The following is a 25,231-nucleotide window of genomic DNA, read 5'->3' on the forward strand; positions in this document are numbered from 1 at the left end:
CGGGTGCCTCCATGACCAACACCGTCGTACCTGCAGGTCTGCTCGACCGCGTCCGCACCACCCTCGCACTCACTGGCGCCGAGCCGACTCCAGTCCACGTAGCAGCAGCTCTTCGCGCCGGCGGCACCGTCTGCGGCGACGCCATGGTCCTGGCCGTGGTCACCGCTCTGCGCCGAGAAGCCCTAGGAGCCGGCCCACTCGACAGCCTGCTGGCCGAGCCCGGCGTCACGGACATCCTCGTGAACGGCCCCGACGAGGTCTACATCGATCGCGGCCGCGGCCTCGAGTTCGTCGCCATCCGCACCGGAGATGAACCCGCCATCCGCCGGCTGGCCACCCGCCTTGCCGCAGCAGCAGGCCGTCGCCTCGACGACTCCACCCCGTACGTCGACGTCCGCCTGTCCGACGGCACCCGTTTCCACGCCGTACTCGCCCCGATCGCCGCCCCAGGAACCTGCCTGTCCCTGCGCGTCCCGTCCCGCAAGGTCTTCACCCTCGACGACCTGGTCACCGCCGGCGCCCTCCCGCAAGCAGGCGCCGCCATCCTCCAAGACCTCCTCGACTCCCGCCTCGCCTTCCTCATCAGCGGAGGCACCGGCACGGGCAAGACCACTCTCCTCAGTTCCCTGCTCTCCTTGGCAAATCCCGCTGAACGCCTCGTCCTGGTCGAAGATGCCAACGAGCTCCGCCCCGATCACCCCCACGTGGTCCGCCTGGAGGCCCGACCACCGAACATCGAAGGGACCGGCGAGATCTCCCTGCGAGACCTGGTCCGGCAAGCCCTCCGCATGCGCCCCGACCGCCTGGTCGTCGGCGAGGTCCGAGGCCCCGAAGTAGTAGATCTCCTGACCGCCCTGAACACCGGCCACGAAGGCGGCTGCGGCACCATCCACGCCAACTCTGCCTCGGACGTCCCCGCTCGCCTGGAAGCCCTAGGCGCCCTGGCCGGCCTGTCCCAGTCCGCCGTCCACAGTCAGGCAGCCTCTGCCCTGCACGCCGTGATCCACCTGACCCGAACCGCCACCGGCCACCGCCGAATCACCGAGATCCACACCCTCACAAGACCCCTCAACGGCTCCCTGACCACCCACCCCGCCGTCACCTTCCACCCCGACAACACCCTCACCCTGCACCCGCCGTCCCACCTCTTCACCAAGCCCGCCCACGCAACCCCCGCAGGCGCCGCATGACCCCAGCCGCCGTCGCCGCATTGCTAACCCTCGTCACCTGCACGTTCGCCCTCCCGCCCCGATCCCCAGGCCTCCACCGCCTGACACCTCCGGCTACCCGCCCCCAACGAACCCGCCACTACCTCAGCTCCCGTATCTGGCTCCTAGCCCCACCAACTGCACTAGCGGCAGCCCTCCTGGGAACCCAAGCCTTCGTCACTGCCCTCGCAATAGCAGCTGTACTCGCCCTGATCGCCCACCAACGAGCCCACCACCGACGACAGAAATCAATCGCAACCCGACGAGCCAACATCATCGAAGCCCTCGACGTACTCTCCGCCGACCTCACCGCCGGACGCCCACCCATCGCCGCCCTGGAAGGCGCCGCTTCCATCAGCCCCGACTTCGAACTACCCCACGCCGCAGCCAAACTCGGCGCCGACGTCCCCGCAGCCCTGACCCGCGCCTCCCGCCGCCCAGGCGCAACCAGCCTCCGCGCCCTCGCCGCAGCCTGGCGCGTCACCGAAGAATCCGGCGCCGCCTTCGCCACCCTCACCGAACGCCTCGCCGACCACCTCCGAGCCGACGAAGCAATCCACCGCCAAACCGAATCCAGCCTCGCCGGCGCCCGCTCCACCGCCCGAATCCTCGCCACCCTCCCAGCCTTCGGCATAACCCTCGGCTACCTCCTTGGAGCCCACCCCCTCACCTTCCTAACCACCACTCCACCCGGCTGGCTCTGCCTAACCACAGGCCTAGCCCTAACCACAACCGGCCTCCACTGGACCACCAAAATCGCCACCCCACGAGACTCCGGATGCTCCACGCCCTGACCGCAGCCACAGCTGTTGCTCTAAGCATCTATTTCCTGATCCCACCCCACCCCAACCTCCGCCGACTGACCCCACCGAAACCTCGCGCCCGCACCCAATCCCCGCGATCCCACCACCTAGCCGCAGCCGCCGCGACCCTCGCCGCACTCACACTCATCGGCCTCCCCTGGGGCCTGCTCCCAGCCGCGATCGCGTACTACACCATCCCCCGAGCCCTCTCCCGCCTAGAACCAGCCACCACCAAACACCGCAACGCCCGCATAGCCCGAGACCTCCCGCTAGCGATAGATCTCCTGACCGCCTGCCTCCGAGCCGGCCGCCCACCCCAACACGCCCTAACCCTCGTAGCCGAAGCCCTCCCCGGACCCCTAGCCGACGTCTTCACCAAAATCGCCCACCACCTGGCGCTAGGAGCCGACCCAACCACCGCCTGGGCCCACCTACGCACCGAACCATCCTGCGCCCCCATGGCCCGAGCCATCACCCGCTCACTCCGCTCCGGAGCCCCACTCTCCAAAACCCTCGAACACCTAGCCGACGAGACCCGCCGATCCCACCACCACACCGCCGACCAACAAGCCCGAGCCGCAGAATCCCGAGCCACCGTCCCCCTAGGCCTCTGCTTCCTCCCCGCCTTCGTCCTCCTCTCAATCGTCCCAACCATCGCCGACGCCCTGATCCCCAACCTCCTCCACCCCTAACCCACCCAGTTGGCGGCTTATGTGTCCACTGCCGGGTGTACGACGCCAGCGGACCAGCAACCCGCCACCCGCCGAGCCCTCTTATCCACAGCCCAGAACTCCTTTGAAAAAAGGAGATCCCACGACGGCATGTTGATAGACAACCCCCGCAGCCCACCCGCGCAGGAGGCCCAAATGCCCACGCCCGCAGTTGCCACCACCAACCAGCCGCACCCCACCCAAGCCACCCCGCACCCCGTCCCCTACCCCCGCAACCAACCGGAGCCCAACACCCCCGACACCAGCACCCGCGTACGCCGCCCACGCCTCACCCCCTTCCGAGCCCTCCGCACCCGCGGCGCAGCAGCCAACCCCCGCCACACCACAGGACCCAGCCTCATCCGCCAAGTGGGAGCTGACCGCACCCGCAGCACGGGCATCAGACGCCTTTACAGCAAAGGCATCAACCGCCTCCGCCACCGCGCAGAACGCGGAGCCGTAACGGCCGAGTACGCCATCATGATCGTCGGCGCCTGCGCCATCGGCGGCGTCCTGGTAGCCCTCCTCAGATCCCCAGCCATGCAGAACGCCCTCAAATCGATCATCAACTACGGCCTGAAACTCGCCGGCGTAGAAGGCGTACACCTCTGACCCGCCCTGCCCGGCACGCACGCACCTGCGGGCGGCCATACGACGCCGCCGAGCCGACACCCCCTCAGTCCGGCGGCCGGTCGATGCCCCCTCCACGACCGGCCGCCACCCAAAGGACCCCATGCCCCACCACCGAGCCTCAACGCCCCCACAAACCCCCACCGCACAACCCACAGCACCCCGCCCGGCCCTCACAATCACCCACGCAACCCGACCCGACCACTCAGGCAAAACCAAGCCCGCAACCCGACCCGACCACGCCGGCAAAGCCAAGCCCGCAACCCAAGCCGAGCCCGCGACCGCAGCCAACCTCGCGGCCCGAGCTGACGACGCAACCCGGGGCGGCCCGGTGACTCGAGGCGGGCGTGCGAGCCGGGCTGGGCCCGTGGTTCGGGCTGGCCGTGGGGTTCGAGGTCAGGGCGGGGCTGTTACGGCCGAGATGGCGTTGGCGCTGCCTGTGCTGGTTTCTCTTCTGCTGTTGGGTATCTGGTCTGTCGGTCTCGTCGTCCTGAACATCCGCTGCATCGATGCCGCCCGCGATGTAGCTCGGGCTGTCGCACGTGGCGAGTCGGTCGATCAGGCAAAGGCGATCGGTCACCGCACCGTGCCCGCGGGGACGATCGTCATCCATCGCGATGCATCAGACATCCAAGTGACAGTCACCGCCACTCCCGCCCACAAACCGCCCCTCCTAGCCTTCCTGTCTCCCACCCGCCTCACTGCAACCGCCACCCTCCAAGCGGAACCGGACACGCCATGACCCGCACCGAACGAGGCAGCGCCACACTCCACACCCTGTTCGCCGTCATGCTCCTCTTCACAGCCCTAACCGCAGCGATCCTCTGGTCAGCGATCTCCACCGCCCGCCACAAACTCACCGCCGCAGCCGACCTAACCGCCCTAAGCGCCGCCCAATCCCTCGCCACCACCCAGCCCCTCGAGACCGAACCATCCCTCAGGACCGCCCCATCCCACGCCACCGCAGAATCCCTCGGCACCGCTGAGCCCGAGGGCAAGGCGCTGCCCGCCGCGCCTTGTGTGACAGCAGAGCGGATCGCGGTGCTTAACAAGGTGCGGTTGGCTGAGTGTGTTGTCGCAGCCGGCGCAGTGACTGTTGAAGTGGCGCTTGAGCTAGACCTCCGGGTGACGCGTCCAACCCTGACCGCGGCGGCGCGTGCCGGGCCGCTGTGAGCTCGTCTCGTCAACCACTCGTTGCGCGCTCGGTTCTGGTGTGATCGCGATCTGGTCGCAATCTGGTAGAGATGCCGCGTTGATGTGGACGACGTACGGGAGGGCGCTCCATGATCGGGAACCGAGTACTGCTCATCTTCCCGGACGTACTTCCCCGACGCCCGGTCGGTTACCTCGGAGGCTCGTTTGCCCAACCGGATTCGGCTGCTGCTGGTCGACGACCAGATCCTCAGCCGAGGCTTGCTTCGCAGCGGTCTCGAGCGCGAGCGCGATCTGGAGATCGTTGCCGAGCTCAACCGATCTGACGATGTCGTCGGTGCGGCCAAACGGCACCGTGCGAACGTCGCGCTGGTCGATGCGGGCGGTCCGGGCAGCGACAGCATCACCGTCACGACCAGGTTGCGTACGTCGATGCCGGAGTGCCGGGTCGTGATGCTCACGACGTACGGGCGGCCGGTGCATCTGCGTCGCGGGCTCGATGCCGGGGCGAAGGGGTTCGCGTTGAAGGGCAGTCCGGCGCCGCAACTGGCGGATGCGGTACGGCGGGTGCACCTCGGTCTGCGGGTGGTCGACGCGAACCTCGCGGCCGAGAACCTCAGGTACTCCGAGACTCCGTTGAATGCGGACGAGACCGACACGCTGCGCGCGGCACGCGACGGCGGATCGGTTGCGGTCATGGCCCAGGAACTCGACGTGTCCGAGCGGGTCGTCCGCACCCGGCTCTGGTCGGCGATCGGCAAGACCGGCGCACACACCCGCTCCGACGCCATCGAGATTGCGGAACGAAACGGCTGGCTCCTTGACTAGGTCCTGAGCCCAAACGTTGGCAACGCCGGTCTGAAGCCAGCGACGCCGGCCCCGGCCGCCCGCGGTTCGTCGGAGGTTTGCTGGCCATGGCGGGCCGGGGCGGCTCGGTGTGCGCGGGGGTCAGGCGGTTAGGCGTGCGCCGCCGTCTGTTTCGAGGACGGTCCCGGTGATGTTGGGATTGGTGGCCAGTAGCACGATCGCCTCGGCGATGTCCGCGGCCGTGGCGATCCGCTTGGTGGGCAGGCTCTCGGCTGCCTGCTTGAAGAAGGTCGTTCGTGCTTCGGGGTCGAGTCCGTCCCACCATGGCGTGTCGACGTACCCGGGTGAGACGGCGTTCACCCGGACGGGCGCCAGTTCGGCAGCGAGTGGCTGGATGAGGCCTTCGATGGCGGCGTTGAGTGAACCGATTCCGGCAGTTCCGGGCATGGCGGCTCGTGCCGTGACTGCGCCGACGAGCGTGATCGAGGCGTCCTCGCTGAGGTGAGCGAGCGTGGCCTGGAGCGCGATGACCGTTGGCCAGTACTTCTGATCGAACGCCTGCCGCAAGCCGTCCAGGGGAAGGTCGCTGAGCGGACCGGCCCCGCCGCTGCCCGCGAGGGTAATGACCAGGTGGCGGATCGGACCGATGCTCGCCGCAAGCGCAGCGACCGCCCCGGCGTCAGCCGCGTCGAGAACGTGCCCTTGGACCTCCCCGGGTACGGCGGCATCGATGGCCGTCATCGCCTTCTCCAAGCGTTCGGGGTTGCGGCCGGCGACGTGGACCAAGCCTCCCCGACGGGCCAGTTGCTCGGCGACCGCCAGACCGATACCCGACGTGCCGCCGATGACAAGTGCTGTAGACATGCTGACTCCTCAATTCGAGACGCTCCGTCTCGTCAACGGTAACACTATTTCTAGACGTCGCGTCTCGTTAGGGGTTAGGGTGAAGCTCATGAGCAGTACTTCGACGCCCGCTCGTGGCCGCAGGCGCAGCGAGCAGACCAGACTCGCGATCCTCACTGCGGCGTACGAGCTCACCACTGAGGTCGGCTACCCAGATCTCACGATCGAAGGCATCGCCGCCCGCGCCGGGGCGGGCAAGCAGACCGTGTATCGCTGGTGGCCCACCAAGGCAGATGTCTTGCTCGAAGCGTTGGCGCTCAAGGCCGATCTGAAGGTGTCGACGGCGGACCAGGGCTCGTTCGAGGCGGAGTTGGACGCGTTCCTGCAGGACTCCGCGGCCCTGTTGGCGTTCCCGGGAGTGGCTCCCGTCCTGCGCTCCCTGATGGCCGAGGCGCAGCGCGACACCGACTTCCGCCGACGCTTCCGCGACGGTTTCCTGAGCAAGCGCAGGGCGGCGCTCGAGACCATCGTCGAGCGCGCCGCGGCCCGCGGCGACAAGCCCGATCGTCTGAGCGGCGCGTTCGCCGCCGACGTGGTGTTCGGTCTGATCTGGTACCGGATTCTCGCCACCGAGCGCCTGCTCGACCAAGACGACATCGTCGGCATCGAGCAACTACTGACCGGCCGTCCTGGGAAGGAGTAGGCATGTCTGAACGGGTCATCGTCGTCACCGGAGCAACCGACGGCCTGGGGCGCGCGCTCAGCGGCGCGCTGGCCCGTGAACCCGCGACAAAGCTGATCCTCCATGGGCGGGACCAGGCTCGGCTCGACGAGCTGGCCGGCACGCTGGCCGACGCCGAAGCATCGGTCCAGACTGTCCGAGCTGACTTCTCCGAGCTGGCGCAAGTACGTCGCGTGGCCGACGAGATCGCAGGGCTGGCCGATCACATCTCTGTGCTGGTCAACAACGCCGGAATCGGTGCCGGCGAACCCGACGGAACGGACCGTCGGGTCACCGTCGACGGGAACGAGCTTCGCTTCGCGGTCAACCATCTCGCTCCGTTCGCCCTGACCCAGCGTCTCCTGCCGCTGCTCGACCGCGGGGCCCCCGCACGTATCGTCAACGTCGCCTCGATCGGCCAAAGCCCGATCGACCTCAACGATCCGTCGCTCGAGCACGGCTATACCGGCGTCCGCGCCTACGGTCAGTCCAAACTGGCGATGATCACCACCGGATTCCTGCTCGCCAGGCGACTCGACCCGCAGCGCGTCACGGTCAACGCCCTGCACCCGGCGACGTACATGCCGACCAAGATGGTCCTGGACTCGGTCGGGTACAGCATCGACTCCCTCGAAACAGGACTGAAGGCGACCTTGCGTCTCGTCCTCGCTCCCGAACTCGAAGGCGTCACCGGGCAGTTCTACGACCGCACCAGCGTCGCTCGGGCCCACCCGGACGCTTACGATGCCAGGGTCCAACAGCAGGTCTGGGATCTCAGCTCAAGGCTCACCACGCACCCCGCATGAACCGCGCCGACGGGACTGGACGCCACCGATGGGCGCGGTCGACGTCATGACCCGCGCCAGCTAGATGCGGTCGATGGTCTGGTTGGAGGGGCAGACTGGGTGTGGTGGATGGTGGGCGGAGTCAGGTCGTTGTTGTTGATGCTGCGAATGTGGTCGGGTCACGCCCGGATGGGTGGTGGCGGGATCGGGTGGGGGCGGCTCGGCGGTTGCTGACTCGGTTGGCGGCGTTGCAGGAGCGGTTGCCTGATACGGACGTGGTTGTGGTGCTGGAGGGTGCTGCTTGCCGGGCTGTGTCGGAAGATGGTGCGCCTGAGATCGGTCGCGTTCGGGTGGTGCTCGCGCCGGCGTCGGGTGACGACACGATCGTGAGCGTGACCGCCGAGGCCGTTGCGCAGTCGCATCATCCTGCAGTCACCGTGGTCACCGCGGACCGCGAACTCCGTCGGCGAGTCGAACAGTCCGGCGCCACCGCGACCGGACCCAGTTGGCTACTGGATGAGCTCGACGCACTACCCGAATAGCTCAGCAGCGTCGTCAGGGCTGCAGGGTTCGTTCCAGGCCGTCGAGGATCAGGTCGAGACCGAGTTCGAAATCTTCCACCCGGCCGGATCGCATCACGTGACCGATGACCTCGGCGACGTACGGGTACTCGTTCGCCGGGATCCCGCCCAGCACGCTGGCTGACACCTGCGGGGCCTCATCGGCGCCGAAGGGCAAGTTGAGCTGCTGGAGCGTGAACCCGAACAGGTGGCTGTCCAGGGTGTGCCACGCGTCGAGCGCGCCGGTGATCGAGAAGCCGCCCTCGCGCAGTCGTCCCAGCGTCGCGTCGAGGTAGCGGGTCATGCCCGGTCCGATGTTGAACCGCGACATGATCTGCATCGCCGCCCAGGGGTGCGCCAGCAGCGTTTCGTGCGCCGAGATCGACCGTCGCCGCATGGCGGTCTTCCAGTGCGTGCCGGCCGGCGGTACATCGATACCGCCCAGGACGACGTCGACGATGCCGTCGAGGATGTCGCTCTTGTTCCTGACGTGGTTGTACAGCGACATCGCTTCGACCCCGACCGCCTGACCGAGCTTCCGCATCGTCAGCGACTCGATCCCGTCCTGGTCGGCGAGTGCGATCGCCGCTCGAAGTACCTGCTCCCTGTTGAGGGGGATGCGGCGCTCGCTCTTCGGTCCGGTCGGGGTTGGCATCGAACTCCTTCTGACAGTCGGCTCTGGACGAGTGCGCCGAACAGGCGTAGCTTACAACGTAAGCATACATTGTAAGTATGCTGCGATGCCGGTCGGAACCGGCGTGTCCGCAGGGGGAAAGCAGATGTTGGCCATGACGCAGGAGGACTACGGCTCGACGGAGGTTCTCGAACTCCGCGAGATCGACAAGCCCGAGATCGGCGACGACGAGGTACTGGTGCGGGTCCGCGCGGCCGGTGTCGATCGCGGGGTGTGGCACCTGATGGCCGGACTGCCCTATCCGATCCGGCTCGCGGGGTACGGCGTCCGTGCACCGAAGAATCCCGTGATCGGCATGGATGTCGCCGGGGTCGTCGAGGCGATCGGCAAGGACGTTACGCGGTTCCGGCCCGGCGACGAGGTGTTCGGCGTCGGCAAGGGCACGTTCGCGGAGTACACCCGCTGCCCGGAGGCCAAGCTCGCCCTCAAGCCGGCGAACCTCACGTTCGAACAGGCCGCGGCGGTCCCGATTTCGGCGATGACCGCGCTCCAAGGTGTTCGCGACCACGGACGCATCAAGTCCGGTGACAAGGTCCTGATCACCGGAGCGTCGGGAGGAGTGGGCAGCTACACGGTCCAGCTGGCCAAGGCGTTCGGGGCCGAGGTCACCGCCGTGTGCAGCACCACGAAACTCGACCTGGTCCGGTCGCTCGGCGCGGATCAGGTCGTCGACTACATCCGGCAGGACTTCACAGCCTCCGGCATCCGGTACGACGTCATCCTCGACATCGCCGGAAACACCCGCCTGTCCCGGCTGCGCCGGATCCTCACCCCGACCGGAACGCTCGTCATCATGGGCGGCGAGACCGACGGGAAGTGGCTCGGCGGCACTGACCGGCAGCTCCGGGCGATGCTGCTGTCCCCGTTCATCGGCCAGCGACTCGGCACCTTCGTCAACACCGAGAAGCACGAGTTCCTTCTCGACCTGACCCCGCTGCTGGAGTCCGGGCAGGTCCGCCCGGTCGTCGACCGGCAGTTCCCGCTCGAAGAGGCACCGAAGGCCATCCGCTACCTGATCGAGGGCCACGCGCGAGGAAAGCTCGTCATCACCGTCCCGTGACGACCCACAGATCCCAGGCCGGGATCAATTCGAACGAGCCGCCCCGAAGGAGAGTCATGTCCAGAAGGAAAATCGCGGTCGCCGTCGGAACCCTGTTCGTCGTCCAGATGGTCACTGCCCTGTTCGGAACCTCACTGATCCAAGCATTCGTGGACGGTGACACCGACCGCGCCCCGCTGACCGCCGGCGTAGTGCTGATGCTGTGTTCAGGCATCGCCGTCGTGGGCATCGGCCTGCTGATGTACCAGGTCCTGAAGGAGTTCAATCGCAGGCTTGCCTTCTGGTACCCGGTCCTCAGAATCACTGAGTTGACCGTCTCAGCTGTGTGCGGGATCTATCTGCTCGCACAGCTGACAGTGGTCCCCTACCACCTGCTGTGGGTCTACATCCCGACGGGTATCGGTGGCTTGATCCTCACCTACCTGCTGTTCGCGTCCAGGCTGGTTCCCCGGCCCATCGCAGTGCTCGGTTTCATCGGGTACCTCTCGCTCTCGGTAGGAGTGCCTCTCGACCTTCTCGGCGTTCTCGACATGAACGAAGGAGCAGGGTTGGCGCTGCTCGCTCCGGGCGGACTGTTCGAGTTCGTGTTCATGCCGATCTGGCTGTTCGCCAAGGGATTTGGGGCACCGCCACTCGTGCGGCGTCAAGCTCGGACTTCGGCTGCCGTCGCGGGTGCTTGACCAGGGGCTAAGCGCAGGTGGAGAGCACCTTGCCGGTGTGGGTGATGAGGAGGTGCGGGCCGGGAGCGGCGGGGAGGTGAGCTCTGTCGGTGCGGATGGCGTGGCGGGTGCCGTCGGGGGAGATGACCAGCGAGTTGGCGGCGTCGAGGGCGATTAGTTCGTCGTCGGCTCGGACCAGGACGGGGGCGGTGTAGGACCACGACAGGGCGGTGCGGCCGGCGGCTAGGGCTTCGAGTGTCGCGACGGGGAGTTCGTCGGGGCCTTCGGCGGAAGCGTCCACTGCGATCCAGGTCGTGGGTGAGCCGGGTGGCGTGATGGAGGTCGGGTTGTGCCAGTCGCTGCCGCCGATGGGGGTCGTGCCTTCGAGGCCCCAGGCCTGCCACCACGCGATGGGGCCGCCCCACGTGTGGTCCAGCCAGGAGGAGTGCCAGATCTCAGCGAGCGGTGGGTGCTCGGGGAGCGGGTGGCGCCAGGAGCAGTCGCCGCCGAGCGGATGGTTGATCGACAGGAGACCCCCGCGGTCGGCGACCTCCTTCACCCAGGTGGCGGCGGGTTGGCGGAAGTCGATCGGGCCGATGGCGCCGAAGGCGTTGGCGTGGCCGGTGTCGGTGGTGACTTCCTGACCGGGGATGAGGCCGAGGTCGAAGCGTTTGCTGAGCGCAGGGAGTTCGGCGTGGTGGGAGACGGTGTTGTGGTCGGTGACGGCCAGTACGTCGAGGCCGGCCGACACACCGAGGGCGGCGAGGTTCGCGATTGGGGTCGAGCCGTCGGAGTGGAGGGAGTGGGCGTGGAAGTCGCCTGCGATCCACTTCAGGCCGGAGGATGCGGGGAGGGTACGGCGCGGTGGTCGCGCGGGTACGGCGATTGCGGCCGAGGCGTCGGCGTACTCCGTGAGGCCGGGGATGGTGTCGACTGGGCCGGTGACTGCTTCGACGAGGAGCTCAACGCCTTCGGTCGGTACTCGGTGCAGGCCGAGGACGACCCACCAGGTGCCGGGTTCGAGTTCCCCGGCTACGTAACCGGGGGTGGCTGCGTTCGGGGTGATCGCGAAGGTTTGACGAGCGCCGCCGGACCATCCGCGCCACCCGGCCGCGCCTTCGCAGCCGATGTCGATGACAGCACCTTCGACCGGCGGGACGGTGAGGGTGACGAGCAGGCCTGGGCAGTCGGCCGGGATGTCGACGGGCAGCGAATGCCAGACCGACTCGGCGCGGTCGTCGAGTGTCCAGCGTCGACGGTACGACGTGACGGCCATCAGGCGATCTCCCCGATCACGAACGAGCTCCGGGTCACGGGCGGGCTCCGGCTGTGTGGTCTGCGGAGGTGAGGAGTTCGCCGGTGTCTTGGGCGTAGAGGAGGACACGCGGGGCGGGGGCGGTGAGGACTACCGGGGTGCCGGGGGCGGGCTCGGTTTCCTCGGGCACGGTGACGCCGATGAGGGTGCCGTCGCAGTCGACGCTGACGAGGGACTGGGTGCCGAGGTTCTCGGCGACGACGACCTCGCCGCGGAGGCTGGGCCCGGAGACGTCGCCGGTCGACAGGGTCAGGTACTCGGGCCGGATGCCGACCGTGACCTCGGCGTCCGCCGGCGTGGAGACGGTTGTCGCAGGCAACGAACCACCGGCGACGGAGACCGTGCCGTCGCCCAGGACCTTGCCGGGGAGCAGGTTCATCGGGGTCGAGCCGATGAAGTTCGCCACGAACGTGTTGGCGGGCCGGGCGAACACCTCCCGCGGAGACCCCAGCTGCCGGAGCTTGCCCGAATCCATGACCGCGATGCGATCGGCGAGCGCGAGGGCCTCGGCCTGGTCGTGGGTGACGAAGACCGTCGTGATGCCCAGGTCGCGCTGGAGCTTCTTCAGGAAGGTACGGGCCTCGAGGCGCAGCCGGGCGTCGAGGTTCGACAGCGGCTCGTCGAGCAGCAGGACCTTGCCTTCGGACGCGATCGCACGGGCGAGGGCGACACGTTGCTGCTGGCCGCCGGACAGTTGCCCGGGCTTGCGTTCGAGGAGGCCGTCCAAGGACAGTTCGCCCGCGGTACGCGACGCGACCTCCAGACGAGTGGCGGCAGCGACCCGCCGTACCTTCAAGGGGTAGGTGATGTTTTCGGAGACGCTCATGTGGGGGAAGAGCGCGTAGTCCTGGAAGACCATCGCCACGCCGCGCTTGCCTGGCTCCACCCGGGTCACGTCCGCAGCGTCGATGCGTACGGTGCCCTCGCTCGCGGGCTCCAGGCCGGCGATCGTGCGGAGCAGCGTGGTCTTGCCGCAGCCGGACGGACCGAGGAGGGCGAAGAACTCGCCGTCGGCCACGTGCAGGTCCAGCCCGTCGACGGCGCGGACGCCGTTCGGGTAGACGGTTGCGAGGCCTTCGATGTCGATGCCCGCCATCAGCTCTTGATCCCTCCGTGGAAGCGGAACCCGTAACGCGAGTTCACCAGCAGGTACAGCACGACGACCGGGATCGAGAACAGCAGCGAGAACACCGGCAGCACCTGCAGGTTCACGCTGCCGCCTTCGTCGGTGAGGGTCTGCATCAGCACCGCACCGGGCTGCTTGTCGATCGATCGGATGAGCAGGAAGGGCACCAGGAAGTTGCCCCAGGAGTTGACGAACGCCCAGACCATGATGGTCGCCAAGCCGGGGCGTGCGACGGGGAGTACGACGTCCCGCAGGATCTGGCCCGTGGACGCGCCGAAGACCCGCGCCGACTCCTCGTAGGACTTGGGGACCGCGTCGACGAAGTCCTTCAGGATGAAGATCGCGGCCGGCAACAGGCCGCCGGTCATCACCAGCGCGACGCCGAACCGGGAGTCGATCAGCCCGAGCTGGAACATCATCACGAAGATCGGCACCATCGCCGCCGTCCCGGTGACGACCGAGGACAGCAGCAGCAATCCGTACAGCAAGGCGTCGCGGCCCGGGATCCGCACCCGCGACAACGCGTAGGAGGCCAGTGCGGCGAAGGCAGTCACCGCGACCGCGGTCGTCACGCAGATCAGCAGCGAGTTGACCATCGAGTGCATCGCATACGGGTGGTCGAGCGTCTTGCGGATGTTCTCGAGCGTCCAGTCCGGCCAGTGCACGCCGAGGCCCGGCGAGGCATCGAACGGCGCCGACGCGATCCACAGCATCGGTACGGCGAAGAACAGCGTGATCGCGCAGATCAGGACGTAGAACCCGATCCGGCGTACGACGTACCCGGGCCTCATGAGCGCCTCCGCAAGAGTCGCAGGTACACCAGTGAGACCAGGAGGTTCGCGATCAGCAGCAGGAACGAGATCGCCGACGAGTACCCGAGCTCACCGCCCTGCAGCGCCACGTTGTAGATGTAGACCGGCACCGTCTCGGACTCGTGGTTCGGCCCGCCCTTGGTGAGCAGGAACGGTGAGAAGTCGTTCGCCGTCCACAGCGAGATCAGCAGCGTGTTGGTCAGCACGTGCCCGCGGATGTGCGGGAACACGATGTCCCGCAGCGTCTGCCACCCCGACGCCCCGACCATCCGCGCCGACTCGAGCTGGGACGGCGGGACGGCCTGCAGCGCCGACGAGTAGAGCATCATCGAGAACGCCGTACCGCGCCACGTGTTGAAGACCACGAGGCACGCCATCGGGTAGTCGATGAGCCACGCGGTCCCCGGCGTACCCAGGATGCTGTTCAGCGTGCCGCCGTCGCGGTCGTAGAACGCGACCCACAGGTACGCGACCACGGTCGACGGCAGGATCCAGGCCAGCAGCGTGAAAGCCTCGACCGTACGGCGGACCGCCGGGCGGGCGCGGCGAAGAACCCACGCGAGTGTGAAGCCGAGGATGTTCTGCCCGATGATCGCGGAGCCGAGCACGAACAGCAGCGTCAGCCACAACGCGTTGTGGAAGAGCGCGTCGTTCAGCGCCTTCGTGTAGTTCGACAGCCCGACCATCGACGGCGACACGGCCTCGACGCCGGTCAACCGGTAGTTGGTGATGCCGATGTAGATGGTCCAGAGCGCGGGGAAGATCAGGAACGCGCCGATCAGCAGCATCGCGGGCGCGACGAAGCCGAGTGCGCGGCCGACCCCGAGGCCCGCGACGTCCCGCGCGGGGGCACGACCCCGCGCGGGTGCGGTAGCAGACGTCATCAGTTGCTGGTGACCTTGTCCTTGCCGCCGGCCGCGGCCTCGACGGCCTTCTCGTAGGCCTGGGCCGCAGCGTCGGTCGACTTGCCGCCGACCACGTCCGCGGTCGCCTGCTGCAGCGCCGCGGAGATCTTCGGGTACTCGGCCCGGCCCGGACGGTACTGCGTGATCGGCAGCACCTTCTCGGCGACGAAGCTCAGCATCGGGTCGCTCTTCAGTACTTCGCTGTTGACGTCGGACCGCTGCGTGATCTTGGCGGCGCCGGCCAGCGACTCCTTCACCATCTCCGCGGAGTTCATGAACTGCAGGAACTCCCAGGCCTGCTGCGGGAACTTCGTGTTCGGGTTGATCGCCGTCGCGCCGCCGCCCGACATCGAGACGAAGTCCTGACCCTTCACGCCGGCGCCGGGCTGCCGGGCCGGGATCAGGGCGTAGCCGACGGCGGTGTCCCGGTCGGCCATCTTCGCGACGCCCTCCTTGGGCTCGACCACGCTGCGCCAGAAGTAGTCGCCTTCGAGCAGAATGCCGATCTTGTTCGCGGCGAACTCGGCGAACGACTTGTCGCGGCCCTTGGCCTCGCGCTGCAGCACCGGGTCACCGAGGCCCGTCGAGTAGACCTGGTGATAGAAGTCCAGGACCTGGCGCAGCTGCGCGGTGTTGCCCAGCCACTTGCCGTCGGAGTTGACGGTGGCGCCGGTGCCGACCAGCAGCGGCAGAATGCCCTGCATGGTGGTCGCCTCGCCCATCGCGGTGCCGGCGTTGATCTGGATCGGCGTCACGCCGGAGATCTTCTTGAGCGCCTGACCCGCGGAGATGATGTCGGCCCAGGACTTCGGCTGCCAGTCGGCGGGCAGTCCGGCCTGCTGGAACAGCTTCTTGTTGAAGTACAGGACGCGGCCGTCGGTGCCACCGGGTACGCCGTACCGCTGGCCGTTGTAGCTGCCGAGCGCCTGGACCGACTCCGGGATCTGCTTCCAGCCGTCCCAGTCGTCCACCTTCGCGGCGTCGCCGACGGTCTCGGTGAGCGGCTTGATGTAGTTGGCCTGGGCGAACTCGCCGACCCAGATGCCGTCGATCTGGAACAGGTCCGGTCCGGACTTGTTCGACAGGTCGAGGGAGAGCTTCTGCTTGTAGACCTCGTCGTCGGAGCCGTCGCCCTGGAACTTGACCGTGACGTCGACGCCCTTGCCCTTCTGCTCGGCGACGAACTTCGGGATCAGCACGTCCTCGATGAAGGTTGCCCCGGCGCTGCTCTTGCCGCCCTTGACCGAGTTCGACCCGAAGGTCAGCTCGACCTTCTTGGCGTCGGCGTTCCGGTTCGCGTCCTGGTCGCCGCTGCCGGAGTCGGACGAGCCGAGGCATCCGGTGAGCAGGGCGAGGGCCGCGGCGCCGAGTACGCCGGCGGTGGTCAACCGCGAGAGTGATCGCATCAGGGCTCCTTGCAGAAGTGGTCCAGCACAGTGCCGGTCAAACATTGGCACTCATCCGCGACTATGTGAAGACTTTTTCCCAACCCTGAGAAGAACGTTGTCAGGTGCTGTAGGCAACCATGTGTGAACTGTCAAGTTCGGATCCCGCCTGATGCGTTGCGGACGAGTTAAAGGATGCTCAAGGTTCTGCGACAACAGGTAATGGAGTAGATACAGAGGGTGACAAGGCGAGCTACTGTCTAGCCGTTCGGATCAGCGGATCGGAGGTGAAAGACGTGAGCCTGCTCCATGGAGTCGCTTGCCTTGTCCACGACCTGCTCGGGCATTGCTGGTGCTGGTGGTGACAGTGGCCGCGCGGTGACGATGCCGGGCTCCCGCTGACGCGCAAGCAGCGGGGCATCCCGGAACTCATCCCCGAGCACCGCTTGGCCCACCGCCGGAGACAACGCGAGAGACAAGGAGTGCGAAACGGCCGGCCCCGACGATGTCGGGGCCGGCCGTCCTCTCGTTGGTCGGTGTCGCAGGCGACTCAGCTCTGAGCGAGCTGCATCATCTGCTTCGGCAGCGTCTCCATCTGCGCCGGGATCGGGACCTGCGGCCTGAGCAGCGACAGCAGGCTCGCGGCCGCGCCGGCGATCGGCAGCGGCAGGGCCAGACCCAGCGATGCCAGCAGCGCGTTCACGAGGGCCAGGACCGCGCCGAGGATGTCCAGCCCCGGCACCGGAAGGCCGCTCCAGGCCTGGATCGGCGTGCCGGCAGCGCTCATCGTGCCGGTCGGTTGTGCCTGCTTGGCCTTCCCCTTGCCAAGCAGTGACGTCAGGGCGAGCCCACTGGCTTCGTTCACGAACGTGCCGGTGTCCTCGTCGTAGTTCCACTTCTGCCCGTCGCCGCTACGGCAGGGCAGGACCAGTAGTGGAGCCGAAGCCGGCACCTTGGCCAGGTCCGCGCCGCTGTCCAGGCAGGCTCCGGTCGTCGCAAGGGCGCCACCGACGCTCTTGCTCATCGCGACCTGCAGCTGGCCGGACTCGGTGTAGATCCACTCCTGGGTCTTGCCTTCCTTGCCCGGGGCGCACGCCATCATGACCGCCATCGGGACCTTCTGGGCCGCGACGAACGTCAGGCAGTAGCGCGTGTCGGAGCGCGTGGCGATCTGTTGTGCCACACCCACCGATACGCCCGGGGTCTTCGAACCGCTGGGTGCCGGGTTCGCGGCTTGGGCCGGAATTGCGGTGGCGATGGCCACGCTGACCGCGAGCACCACTACGCCGGTGCGGCTGAACAGCTTTCGGGTGATCAAGACAACCTCCAGAGGTCGTGCCATCTCGTGGCGTCAGGTCGTCGGGACCCGTGGCGCGAGCCGGGAATGCCGGCAGTGACTCAGCGCGACGTTGACGCCACAACCAGTAAGGCACAGGTGGGACCGAGGGGGTTATGCCGATCTTGCGAAACTTGATGCCAATGGCAACTAACTGCCAGGCAAAGTTCGTTGCGCAAGGCATCTACATCGAGTCGTCGGCTCGCCGTGCGATCGCCGTGCGGAGGTTGTGAGACGTTCGAGATCTTACGGCAATCCGATGGGATGCCGGTAGTCGTCAGTGCATAGTTGATGCCCTAGGCAACAGAGTGGTCAGTGGTGCTGTTTGGTGTCCTTGGGGTCCGGCGCCAGCTCCCGCTCGGTGGCCAGGCGCTCGTCGGCGGGGGTGTCGCCGGTGCTGTCGACGCTGACGGGGAGCTCGGCGGATGCATCACTCTGCGTGATCTCGCCGCCGACCGTGTCACTGCCTGCAGTCGAGGTGACCGCCGGGGTGCCGTTCGTCGCCTGGGCGCGCAGTTCGCGCATCTCCTTGCGGCGGCGCAGGTCGCGCCCGAGGCCCTTCTTCAGCAGCCAGAGCCCGACGACGAGGGCGGCGCCGGTGACCGCGCCGAGGAAGTAGACGGTCGGCACCGAGACGCCGAAGTCGACGCCGAAGACCTCCAGCTTCGTGGAAGCGGTCGACGAGACCGAGACGCCCAGCCCGAACAACACGGCCAGGACGATCAGGACAACTCCGAGAACGGCCATCGCGATCCGCCTCTCCGCCGGCCTCAGCGCCGGCCTTTCAGGCCTCACTGCTCAGTAGTACGGTCAGCAGCGCCACCGCGCCGCTCTTGTCGAGTGGGTTGTTCTGGTTCCCACACTTGGGCGACTGTACGCACGAAGGGCATCCCTCCGTGCATTCACAGTGTGCAATCGCATCGCGTGTCGCCGTCAACCACTCGCGCGCCGCGGCGTACCCGTGTTCGGCGAATCCGGCGCCGCCCGGGTGGCCGTCGTACACGAAGACGGTCAGTTGGCCGGTGTCGGCGTGGCGGGCGGTGGAGACGCCGCCGATGTCCCAGCGGTCGCAGGTGGCGAAGAGCGGGAGCAGGCCGATCGAGGCGTGTTCGGCGGCGTGGGCCGCTCCTGGTACGTCGTCCAGCCCGAGGCTCTCGACAACGGTGTCAGGCATGGTCCACCACACCGCCTTGGTGCGCAGGGTGCGTTCCGGCAGGTCGAGCGGCTGTTCGTCGAGTACGTCGCCGGTCGCGATCAGCTTGCGCTGGTACGAGATGACCTGGCTCGTCACCTGGACCCAGCCGCGCGACAACTCCGCCGTACCCCACGAGCAGGTCTCCTCGGTCGCGAGGATGCTGATCTCGGTCACGTCCCGCGCGAAGGTCGTGTAGTCCGGAGAGGCCGGCTCGACGACCGCGGCGTGCTCCTCGAGGTCGAGCGTGCGCACCAGATACGACTCACCCGCATGGACGTAGACAGCGCCCTCGTGAACCGAGGAGTGGGCCGACCCGCCGTCGACCGTACCGAGCAGACGACCGGTCTGGTCCTCCACGATCTGCACTGTCTTCCCGCCGGCCGACCGGATGTCGATCGCGTCGACGGCGCGCTCGCGGCGTGTCCAGAACCATCCGTGCGGCCGTTCCCGCAGCGCGCCTTGCCGCACCAGCTGCGCGATGACAGTAGACGTGGTCTCGCCGAAGACTTCGAAGTCGTCGGGTGTCAGTGGCAGCTCCTGGGCGGCGGCGCACAGTTGGGGACCGAGCACGTACGGGTTCTCCGGGTTGAACACCGTCGCCTCGACCGGGCGTCCGAAGATCGCTGCTGGATGTCGCACCAGGTAGGTGTCCAGTGGGTCGTCCCTGGCGATCAGCAACGCCACCGCGTCGCCGCCGGCGCGGCCTGCACGGCCAGCCTGTTGCCAGAGGGACGCGCGCGTGCCGGGCCAGCCGGAGAGCAGTACGGCGTCCAGCCCGGCAATGTCGATGCCCAGCTCGAGCGCGTTCGTCGCGGCGACGCCAGTAAGCTCACCGCTCTGCAGCATCCCTTCGAGCCGTCGACGTTCCTCAGGGAGGTAGCCGGCCCGGTACGCCGACACTTGGTCGATCAGCGTCGGGTCGACTTCGGCCAGGTTCTCCCGGGCCGTCATCGCGACCGACTCGGCTCCACGGCGTGATCGGACGAAGGCGACCGTACGGACACCTGTGACGACCAGATCGGTCAGGAGGTCCGCCACCTCGGCCGTCGCGGACCGACGTACCGGTGCGCCGTTCTCGCCGCGTAGAGAGGTCAGGGGCGGCTCCCAGAGACCGAAAGCGATGCCGCCGCGCGGGGAGCCGTCCTTGACGACCTCTTCCATCGGGAGCCCGGTCAAACGTTCGCCTGACAACGCCGGCTCGGCCACCGTCGCTGAGGCACAGACGAAGATCGGATGCGCGCCGTACTGCGCACACACCCGTCGCAGCCGCCGCAGTACGCCGGCGACGTGTGCACCGAAGACACCGCGGTAGTGGTGGCACTCGTCGACCACGACGTACTGCAGGCAGCCCAGGAAGCGCGCCCAGCGTTGATGGTTCGGCAGGACGGACCGGTGCAGCATGTCCGGGTTGCTGAGCACGTACGTCGCGTGGTCGCGCGCCCAGTCGCGCTCGGTCCGCTCCGAGTCGCCGTCCAGCGTCGTGGCCCGCAGACCGGGCACTGTGTACGCCGAGACCGCGCGGAGCTGATCGTGGGCGAGTGCCTTGGTCGGAGACAAGTACAGAACAGAGGCAGTACGGCGGTGTGGTGAAGCCGCCTGCGCGATGCTCAACGTGGCGAAGGCCGGCAGCAGGTACCCGAGGGACTTGCCGGAGGCCGTCCCGGTCGCGACCACCACGTGCTTCCCGCCGTACGCCGCCTCGGCCGTCGCCACCTGATGCGTCCAAGGGGCCGTGATCCCGGCGTCCCGTAGCTGGTCGAGGACCTCGGGCGGGACCCAGCGCGGCCAGTCACACGTTTGACCAACCCGCGGCGGCACCGACTCGACATGCGTCAGCCGGTCGTCGCGACCGGCGGCCAGGCGCTTCAGGACAGCAGCCGCCTCACCACCTGCACGCATACCGGCACCCTAGGCCCTTGCACGGACAGTGCGCTGCTGAGGACCAGCTGAGAGATGCACGTTCGGATGCACGGCCTTTTTCCGGAGGGGAATCGACTTCGGGTGGGCGAGATGAAAGAGTTTTCGGCAACGGGTCTCACTCACGGTCCGTACATGGTTGAATGCAGCAGTTCACGGGATCGGAGGCCGAAGTGGATCTGTCGCTGACCGCGCGCGCCGAGGGCGGGCGCACCGTCATCGAGGTGGCGGGGGAGATCGACGTCTACACCGCACCGAAGCTCCGCGAGAAGATCGCCGCGCTCGTCGAAGAAGGGGTCTACGACCTCGTCATCGACCTGGAACGCGTGGAGTTCCTGGACTCCACCGGCCTCGGCGTTCTCGTCGGCGGACTGAAACGGGTGCGCACCCATGACGGATCCCTGTCCCTGGTCTGTACCCAGGAACGGCTGCTGAAGATCTTCCGGATCACCGGCCTGACCAAGGTCTTCGACATCCACCCGGACGTCGCCTCGGCGATCTGACCCAGCGAAACGGTGTCCACATCACTACGTTCGGTGATCGTTGCGCCCAGGTTCCGGCACAGCACTTGCCGGGCCGACCGGGTATGGCGTAGACCACCCTGTCGTCAGGTCTGGTCGGGAACCCGTTAGAGTAACCCACCGCGCCAGGCCACTGGCGCTGTGTCGTATTTCCCCAACCCTTCGGTTGCGGCAGACGGGGGCCGTCACGCCTGGATGGGTTGCCTACAAGGAGGACGGATGTCCGCGCTGCTTGCTCCACAAGCGGTGGATCTTTCGTCGAGCAACACCACACTGGTGATTGTCGTCGGGGTGATCGCGATTCTCGCGGTCGTCATCGCGATGGTCTTCCGGGGCCAGGTGCTTGCCGCGAACGATGGCACCGAGAACATGAAGACGATCGCCGCGGCGGTTCAGGAAGGCGCTTCGGCGTACCTGAACCGGCAGTTCCGGACATTGTCGATCTTCGCCGTGGTCGCGTTTCTGTTGCTGTTCCTGCTGCCGGCGCACACCGACGGCGGCAACGAGACCACGCTGAAGATCTTCCGCTCCGTGTTCTTCCTGGTCGGCGCCGGCTTCTCCGCCGCGATCGGCTACCTGGGCATGTGGCTCGCGACGCGCGCCAACGTCCGGGTCGCCGCGGCCGCGCGGGACGAAGGCCGCGACCCGGCGATGCGGGTCGCGTTCCGCACCGGCGGCACCGTCGGTATGGCGACCGTGGGCTTCGGCCTGTTCGGCGCCGCGCTGGTCGTGCTGCTGTTCAAGGGCGACGCCCCGACGGTGCTCGAGGGCTTCGGCTTCGGCGCCGCGATGCTCGCGATGTTCATGCGGGTCGGCGGCGGTATCTTCACCAAGGCCGCCGACGTCGGCGCCGACCTGGTCGGCAAGGTCGAGCAGAACATCCCCGAGGACGACCCCCGGAACGCGGCGACGATCGCCGACAACGTGGGCGACAACGTCGGTGACTGCGCCGGTATGGCGGCCGACCTGTTCGAGTCGTACGCCGTGATGCTGGTGGCCTCGCTGATCCTGGGCAAGGCCGCGTTCGGCGAGCAGGGCCTGATCTTCCCGCTGATCGTGCCGGCCATCGGCGCGCTCACCGCGGTGCTCGGTGTCTTCCTGACCCGTCCGCGGACCGGCGAGAACGGTCTGCGCACGATCAACCGCGCGTTCTACATCTCCGCGGTCGTCTCCGGTGTGCTCTGTGCGGTGGCGGCGTTCGTCTACCTGCCGAGCAGTTTCAAGGACCTCACCGGCGCGACCGAGTCGATCGCCGCGACCGACGGCGACCCGCGGCTGATCGCGACCGTCTCGGTGATCATCGGCATCGTGCTGGCGGCCGTCATCCTGGCGCTCACCGGCTACTTCACCGGCACCGAGGACAAGCCGGTCAAGGACGTCGGCAAGTCGTCGCTGACCGGCGCCGCGACCGTGATCCTGTCCGGTATCTCGGTCGGCTTCGAGTCCGCCGTCTACACCGCCGTGGTGATCGCGGCGGCCGTGTACGGCGCGTTCCTGGTGGGCGGGACCGGCGTGGTCGCGCTGTTCGCGATCGCGCTGGCCGGTTGTGGTCTGCTGACCACCGTCGGCGTCATCGTCGCGATGGACACCTTCGGACCGGTCTCCGACAACGCGCAGGGCATCGCCGAGATGTCCGGTGACGTGGACGGCGAGGCGGCTCAGATCCTGACCGAGCTGGACGCCGTCGGCAACACCACGAAGGCGATCACCAAGGGCATCGCGATCGCGACCGCCGTACTGGCGGCGACCGCGCTGTTCGGTTCCTACACCGACGCGATCCGTTCCTCGCTGGCCGACAACTACGCCAAGTTCGAGGCGGACGCCCTGGTGTTCAACCCGGGCACGCTGGTCGGCCTGATCCTCGGTGCCGCGGTCGTGTTCATGTTCTCGGGTCTGGCCGTCAACGCGGTCGGCCGCGCCGCCGGTGCGGTCGTCTACGAGGTCCGTCGCCAGTTCCGCGACATCCCCGGGATCATGGAGGGCACGGGCAAGCCGGAGTACGGCAAGGTCGTGGACATCTGCACCCGCGACTCGCTGCGGGAGCTGGCCACCCCGGGTCTGCTCGCGCTGACCGCGCCGATCGCCGTCGGCTTCGGCCTCGGCGCCGCGGCGCTGGCCGGCTACCTGGCCGGTGCGATCGGCGCCGGCACCCTGATGGCGGTCTTCCTGGCCAACTCAGGTGGTGCCTGGGACAACGCCAAGAAGCTGGTCGAGGACGGCAACCACGGCGGTAAGGGTTCGCCCGCGCACGAGGCCACCGTCATCGGTGACACCGTCGGCGACCCGTTCAAGGACACCGCCGGCCCGGCCATCAACCCGCTGATCAAGGTGATGAACCTGGTCTCGGTGCTGATCGCTCCGGCCGTCGTCGGCATGTCGGCGATCGGCGATGACACCAACACCGCGCTGCGGATCGTCATCGCGGTCGTCGCCGTGGTGATCCTGGCCGCGGCCGTGTTCGTCTCGAAGCGCCGGGAGTCGGTCATCTCCGACACTCCGGCCGAGGTGAACGCCGCAGCCTGATCGCAGGATCTGCCCGAAACGGCCCGCCGGTTCCGACCGGCGGGCCGTTTCGTTCGGCTGGACCCCGGACCGCCCGCTCTCTTACCGTGGTCCTGTGAGGATTGCCCGGGTGCCCGCGCTGCTGCTGCTCGTTGTGGCCGGCTTTCTGGCAACCCTGCAGCCGGCGAACGCGGCCGACCCGCAACCGGATGTCGCCTATCTCAACACGGCCCACCAGCTCAATCTGACGATCATCGACGCCGCCCACACGGCGACGACCAAGGGCCGGACCTCCTGCGTACGACGGGTCGCCGGGCAGCTGGAACGTGACCATCGCAAGCTCTCCGCGCAGGAGCTCGACGTCGCCACGCGGCTCAACATTCTGCTGCCGACGACCCCTTCGGCGGCGCAGCGCCGTCAGCTCGACCTCCTAGCGGCCAAGGCCGGAACCAGGTCGTACGACGCCGCGTGGCTGGCTTTCCAGCGACAGGTGCACCAGCAGTACCTCGCACTGGTGGAAGGCGAGCTGCCGATCAGTGCATCGCCTGCCGTCGAGGCAGTGGCCGACGGCGCCAAGCCAGTGATCCAGATGCACCAGCGCGCGGTCACGGGTACTTGCAAAGCCGAGACCACCACGCCGGTGGTGCCGACCGGTGAGGGCGGTCAGGAGGCAGACGCCAAGCTGGCGCGCACCCGGGCCGCACTGATCCTGATGGGGATCGGTGTGGTGCTGCTCCTGGTCGGCAAAGCGATCCCGGTCAAGCGGCGTCTCCTGGGTATCGCTGCACTGGCTGCGGGTCTCATCATGCTGTTCGGCGGCCAGCCCAACAACACCGGCAAGGTCCCGGACGCGGGTAAGACGACGGCGGACCGAGAGGCCGCCGTACCGCCTGTCCGTCTGAAGCTGCCCGGTGTACTGGAGGCGACGGTGCAGCCGGTTGCGACTGGGGCCACCGGTCAGCTGCAGGTGCCGAAGTCGGCAGCAGACGTGGGCTGGTGGGCCGCGGGTGCGGCGCCGGGCGCTGTTGGCGGCACAGTATTGCTTGCTGGTCATGTGGACACCGTCAAAGGGCGTGGGGTGTTCGCACCCCTGTCCGAGGTGCCTGTGGGTGCCAGGGTCGCGGTGACGGGTGGAGACGGCGACGAGCACTGGTACCGCATCGTCGCGCGTCGTACGTACAAGCAGCAGGCTCTGCCCGCCGACCTGTTCCACGGCGCGGCCAAGCCCCGGCTGGCGCTGGTGACCTGCACGGGTTCGTACGACCACAAGACGCACCGCTACAGCGAGAACCTCGTGCTGTACGGCGTTCCGGTTGACTGATCCGTTTGGTAGTGACTTCCAGACCGAAGTACGGCCTACGTCGACTTTCGGCTGATGTACTCAGCCGCGGCATGGGGGATCGTCGGGGTTGTGGTCAGGGGCATAACCGATAGCAGCCGCCCGCGTACCGGCGGCAGAATCAACCCACGGGTGGACACACCGGATCCGCCCGGGGTCCGATGCTCGGCACCCCTCTGGCCTCGATACTGATCTCATCACGACACAACCCGCCCGACTGGGGACGAATTTCACGCCACCGAATGA

25 protein-coding genes are annotated in these 25,231 nt (G+C 67.7%); 15 read left to right on the forward strand and 10 right to left on the reverse strand.

Going from position 1 to position 25,231, the window contains the following annotated elements:
• The first annotated feature begins 11 nt into the window (after positions 1-11).
• The 7 genes from E0H92_RS35400 (at position 12) to E0H92_RS35430 (ending at position 5,331) form a co-directional block, all read left to right on the forward strand.
• Positions 12-1,190 (forward strand): TadA family conjugal transfer-associated ATPase, encoded by a 1,179-nt coding sequence (locus tag E0H92_RS35400; protein ID WP_131466641.1) that lies wholly within the window; start codon positions 12-14, stop codon positions 1,188-1,190.
• Positions 1,187-2,002: a type II secretion system F family protein gene (locus tag E0H92_RS45685; RefSeq protein ID WP_131466640.1), complete on the forward strand. Its 816-nt coding sequence runs from the start codon at positions 1,187-1,189 to the stop codon at positions 2,000-2,002. Before E0H92_RS35400 ends, E0H92_RS45685 begins: the two co-directional genes overlap by 4 nt.
• Positions 1,987-2,703 (forward strand): type II secretion system F family protein, encoded by a 717-nt coding sequence (locus tag E0H92_RS45335; protein ID WP_238153246.1) that lies wholly within the window; start codon positions 1,987-1,989, stop codon positions 2,701-2,703. The genes E0H92_RS45685 and E0H92_RS45335 overlap by 16 nt, the downstream gene beginning before the upstream one ends.
• Before the next feature lie 174 nt (positions 2,704-2,877).
• Positions 2,878-3,333 carry a DUF4244 domain-containing protein gene (locus E0H92_RS45605; protein WP_275670122.1) on the forward strand — a complete coding sequence of 152 codons (456 nt, stop codon included), beginning with the start codon at positions 2,878-2,880 and terminating at the stop codon, positions 3,331-3,333.
• A gap of 121 nt (positions 3,334-3,454) precedes the next feature.
• Entirely contained in the window at positions 3,455-4,093 is a 639-nt protein-coding gene (locus tag E0H92_RS45610; RefSeq protein ID WP_131499317.1) for a TadE family type IV pilus minor pilin, read from the forward strand.
• Positions 4,090-4,524 carry a pilus assembly protein TadG-related protein gene (locus tag E0H92_RS35425; RefSeq protein ID WP_131466637.1) on the forward strand — a complete coding sequence of 145 codons (435 nt, stop codon included), beginning with the start codon at positions 4,090-4,092 and terminating at the stop codon, positions 4,522-4,524. Before E0H92_RS45610 ends, E0H92_RS35425 begins: the two co-directional genes overlap by 4 nt.
• 186 nt (positions 4,525-4,710) lie before the next feature.
• Positions 4,711-5,331, forward strand: coding sequence for a response regulator transcription factor (locus E0H92_RS35430; RefSeq protein ID WP_131466636.1), 621 nt, complete (start codon positions 4,711-4,713; stop codon positions 5,329-5,331).
• 120 nt (positions 5,332-5,451) lie between these two features.
• On the opposite strand, the gene E0H92_RS35435 is transcribed toward E0H92_RS35430, so the two are convergent.
• On the reverse strand, positions 5,452-6,174 hold the full coding sequence (locus E0H92_RS35435; RefSeq protein ID WP_131466635.1) for an SDR family oxidoreductase: 723 nt from the start codon (positions 6,172-6,174) through the stop codon (positions 5,452-5,454).
• A gap of 88 nt (positions 6,175-6,262) precedes the next feature.
• Between E0H92_RS35435 and E0H92_RS35440 the strand changes: the two genes are divergently transcribed.
• From E0H92_RS35440 to E0H92_RS35450, 3 genes are all read left to right on the forward strand, one after another.
• Positions 6,263-6,856 (forward strand): TetR/AcrR family transcriptional regulator, encoded by a 594-nt coding sequence (locus tag E0H92_RS35440; RefSeq protein WP_131466634.1) that lies wholly within the window; start codon positions 6,263-6,265, stop codon positions 6,854-6,856.
• Between the two features lie 2 nt (positions 6,857-6,858).
• Positions 6,859-7,680 (forward strand): SDR family NAD(P)-dependent oxidoreductase, encoded by an 822-nt coding sequence (locus E0H92_RS35445; protein ID WP_131499318.1) that lies wholly within the window; start codon positions 6,859-6,861, stop codon positions 7,678-7,680.
• 104 nt (positions 7,681-7,784) lie between these two features.
• On the forward strand, positions 7,785-8,201 hold the full coding sequence (locus E0H92_RS35450; RefSeq protein WP_202873993.1) for an NYN domain-containing protein: 417 nt from the start codon (positions 7,785-7,787) through the stop codon (positions 8,199-8,201).
• 13 nt (positions 8,202-8,214) lie between these two features.
• On the opposite strand, the gene E0H92_RS35455 is transcribed toward E0H92_RS35450, so the two are convergent.
• Positions 8,215-8,874, reverse strand: a complete 660-nt coding sequence (locus E0H92_RS35455) for a TetR/AcrR family transcriptional regulator C-terminal domain-containing protein (protein WP_131499320.1) — start codon at positions 8,872-8,874, stop codon at positions 8,215-8,217.
• Positions 8,875-9,007: 133 nt separating this feature from the next.
• Between E0H92_RS35455 and E0H92_RS35460 the strand changes: the two genes are divergently transcribed.
• Entirely contained in the window at positions 9,008-9,973 is a 966-nt protein-coding gene (locus E0H92_RS35460) for an NAD(P)-dependent alcohol dehydrogenase (RefSeq protein WP_238153239.1), read from the forward strand.
• A gap of 56 nt (positions 9,974-10,029) precedes the next feature.
• Positions 10,030-10,653 carry a DUF4386 domain-containing protein gene (locus tag E0H92_RS35465; RefSeq protein WP_131499321.1) on the forward strand — a complete coding sequence of 208 codons (624 nt, stop codon included), beginning with the start codon at positions 10,030-10,032 and terminating at the stop codon, positions 10,651-10,653.
• A 7-nt stretch (positions 10,654-10,660) separates the two neighbouring features.
• Here E0H92_RS35465 and E0H92_RS35470 read toward each other — a convergent pair whose 3' ends face one another.
• From E0H92_RS35470 to E0H92_RS35505, 8 genes are all read right to left on the reverse strand, one after another.
• A complete protein-coding gene (locus tag E0H92_RS35470) occupies positions 10,661-11,908 on the reverse strand; it encodes a CehA/McbA family metallohydrolase (RefSeq protein WP_131499322.1) in 1,248 nt (415 codons plus the stop codon).
• 34 nt (positions 11,909-11,942) lie between these two features.
• A complete protein-coding gene (locus tag E0H92_RS35475) occupies positions 11,943-13,043 on the reverse strand; it encodes an ABC transporter ATP-binding protein (protein ID WP_131466627.1) in 1,101 nt (366 codons plus the stop codon).
• Positions 13,043-13,864, reverse strand: a complete 822-nt coding sequence (locus E0H92_RS35480; protein WP_131293011.1) for a carbohydrate ABC transporter permease — start codon at positions 13,862-13,864, stop codon at positions 13,043-13,045. The genes E0H92_RS35475 and E0H92_RS35480 overlap by 1 nt, the downstream gene beginning before the upstream one ends.
• Entirely contained in the window at positions 13,861-14,769 is a 909-nt protein-coding gene (locus E0H92_RS35485) for a carbohydrate ABC transporter permease (protein WP_131466625.1), read from the reverse strand. Before E0H92_RS35485 ends, E0H92_RS35480 begins: the two co-directional genes overlap by 4 nt.
• Entirely contained in the window at positions 14,769-16,196 is a 1,428-nt protein-coding gene (locus E0H92_RS35490) for an extracellular solute-binding protein (RefSeq protein ID WP_131499323.1), read from the reverse strand. Before E0H92_RS35490 ends, E0H92_RS35485 begins: the two co-directional genes overlap by 1 nt.
• A 529-nt stretch (positions 16,197-16,725) precedes the next feature.
• Complete coding sequence (locus E0H92_RS35495; RefSeq protein WP_165550167.1) at positions 16,726-17,493, reverse strand: RICIN domain-containing protein; 768 nt, start codon at positions 17,491-17,493, stop codon at positions 16,726-16,728.
• A 330-nt stretch (positions 17,494-17,823) separates the two neighbouring features.
• Positions 17,824-18,258, reverse strand: a complete 435-nt coding sequence (locus tag E0H92_RS45345; protein WP_238173737.1) for a hypothetical protein — start codon at positions 18,256-18,258, stop codon at positions 17,824-17,826.
• Positions 18,259-18,295: 37 nt separating this feature from the next.
• A complete protein-coding gene (locus E0H92_RS35505; protein ID WP_165550168.1) occupies positions 18,296-20,605 on the reverse strand; it encodes a DEAD/DEAH box helicase in 2,310 nt (769 codons plus the stop codon).
• Positions 20,606-20,766: 161 nt separating this feature from the next.
• Between E0H92_RS35505 and E0H92_RS35510 the strand changes: the two genes are divergently transcribed.
• The 3 genes from E0H92_RS35510 to E0H92_RS35520 all read left to right on the forward strand — a co-directional run bounded on the left by E0H92_RS35510 (position 20,767) and on the right by E0H92_RS35520 (position 24,967).
• Entirely contained in the window at positions 20,767-21,126 is a 360-nt protein-coding gene (locus E0H92_RS35510; RefSeq protein WP_272948521.1) for an STAS domain-containing protein, read from the forward strand.
• Between the two features lie 237 nt (positions 21,127-21,363).
• Complete coding sequence (locus E0H92_RS35515; protein ID WP_131499325.1) at positions 21,364-23,667, forward strand: sodium-translocating pyrophosphatase; 2,304 nt, start codon at positions 21,364-21,366, stop codon at positions 23,665-23,667.
• Positions 23,668-23,761: 94 nt separating this feature from the next.
• Positions 23,762-24,967, forward strand: coding sequence for a DUF4142 domain-containing protein (locus E0H92_RS35520; RefSeq protein ID WP_131499326.1), 1,206 nt, complete (start codon positions 23,762-23,764; stop codon positions 24,965-24,967).
• The last annotated feature ends 264 nt before the right edge of the window (positions 24,968-25,231 follow it).

This window comes from Kribbella speibonae (genome assembly GCF_004331375.1).
GTDB lineage: Bacteria > Actinomycetota > Actinomycetes > Propionibacteriales > Kribbellaceae > Kribbella > Kribbella sindirgiensis.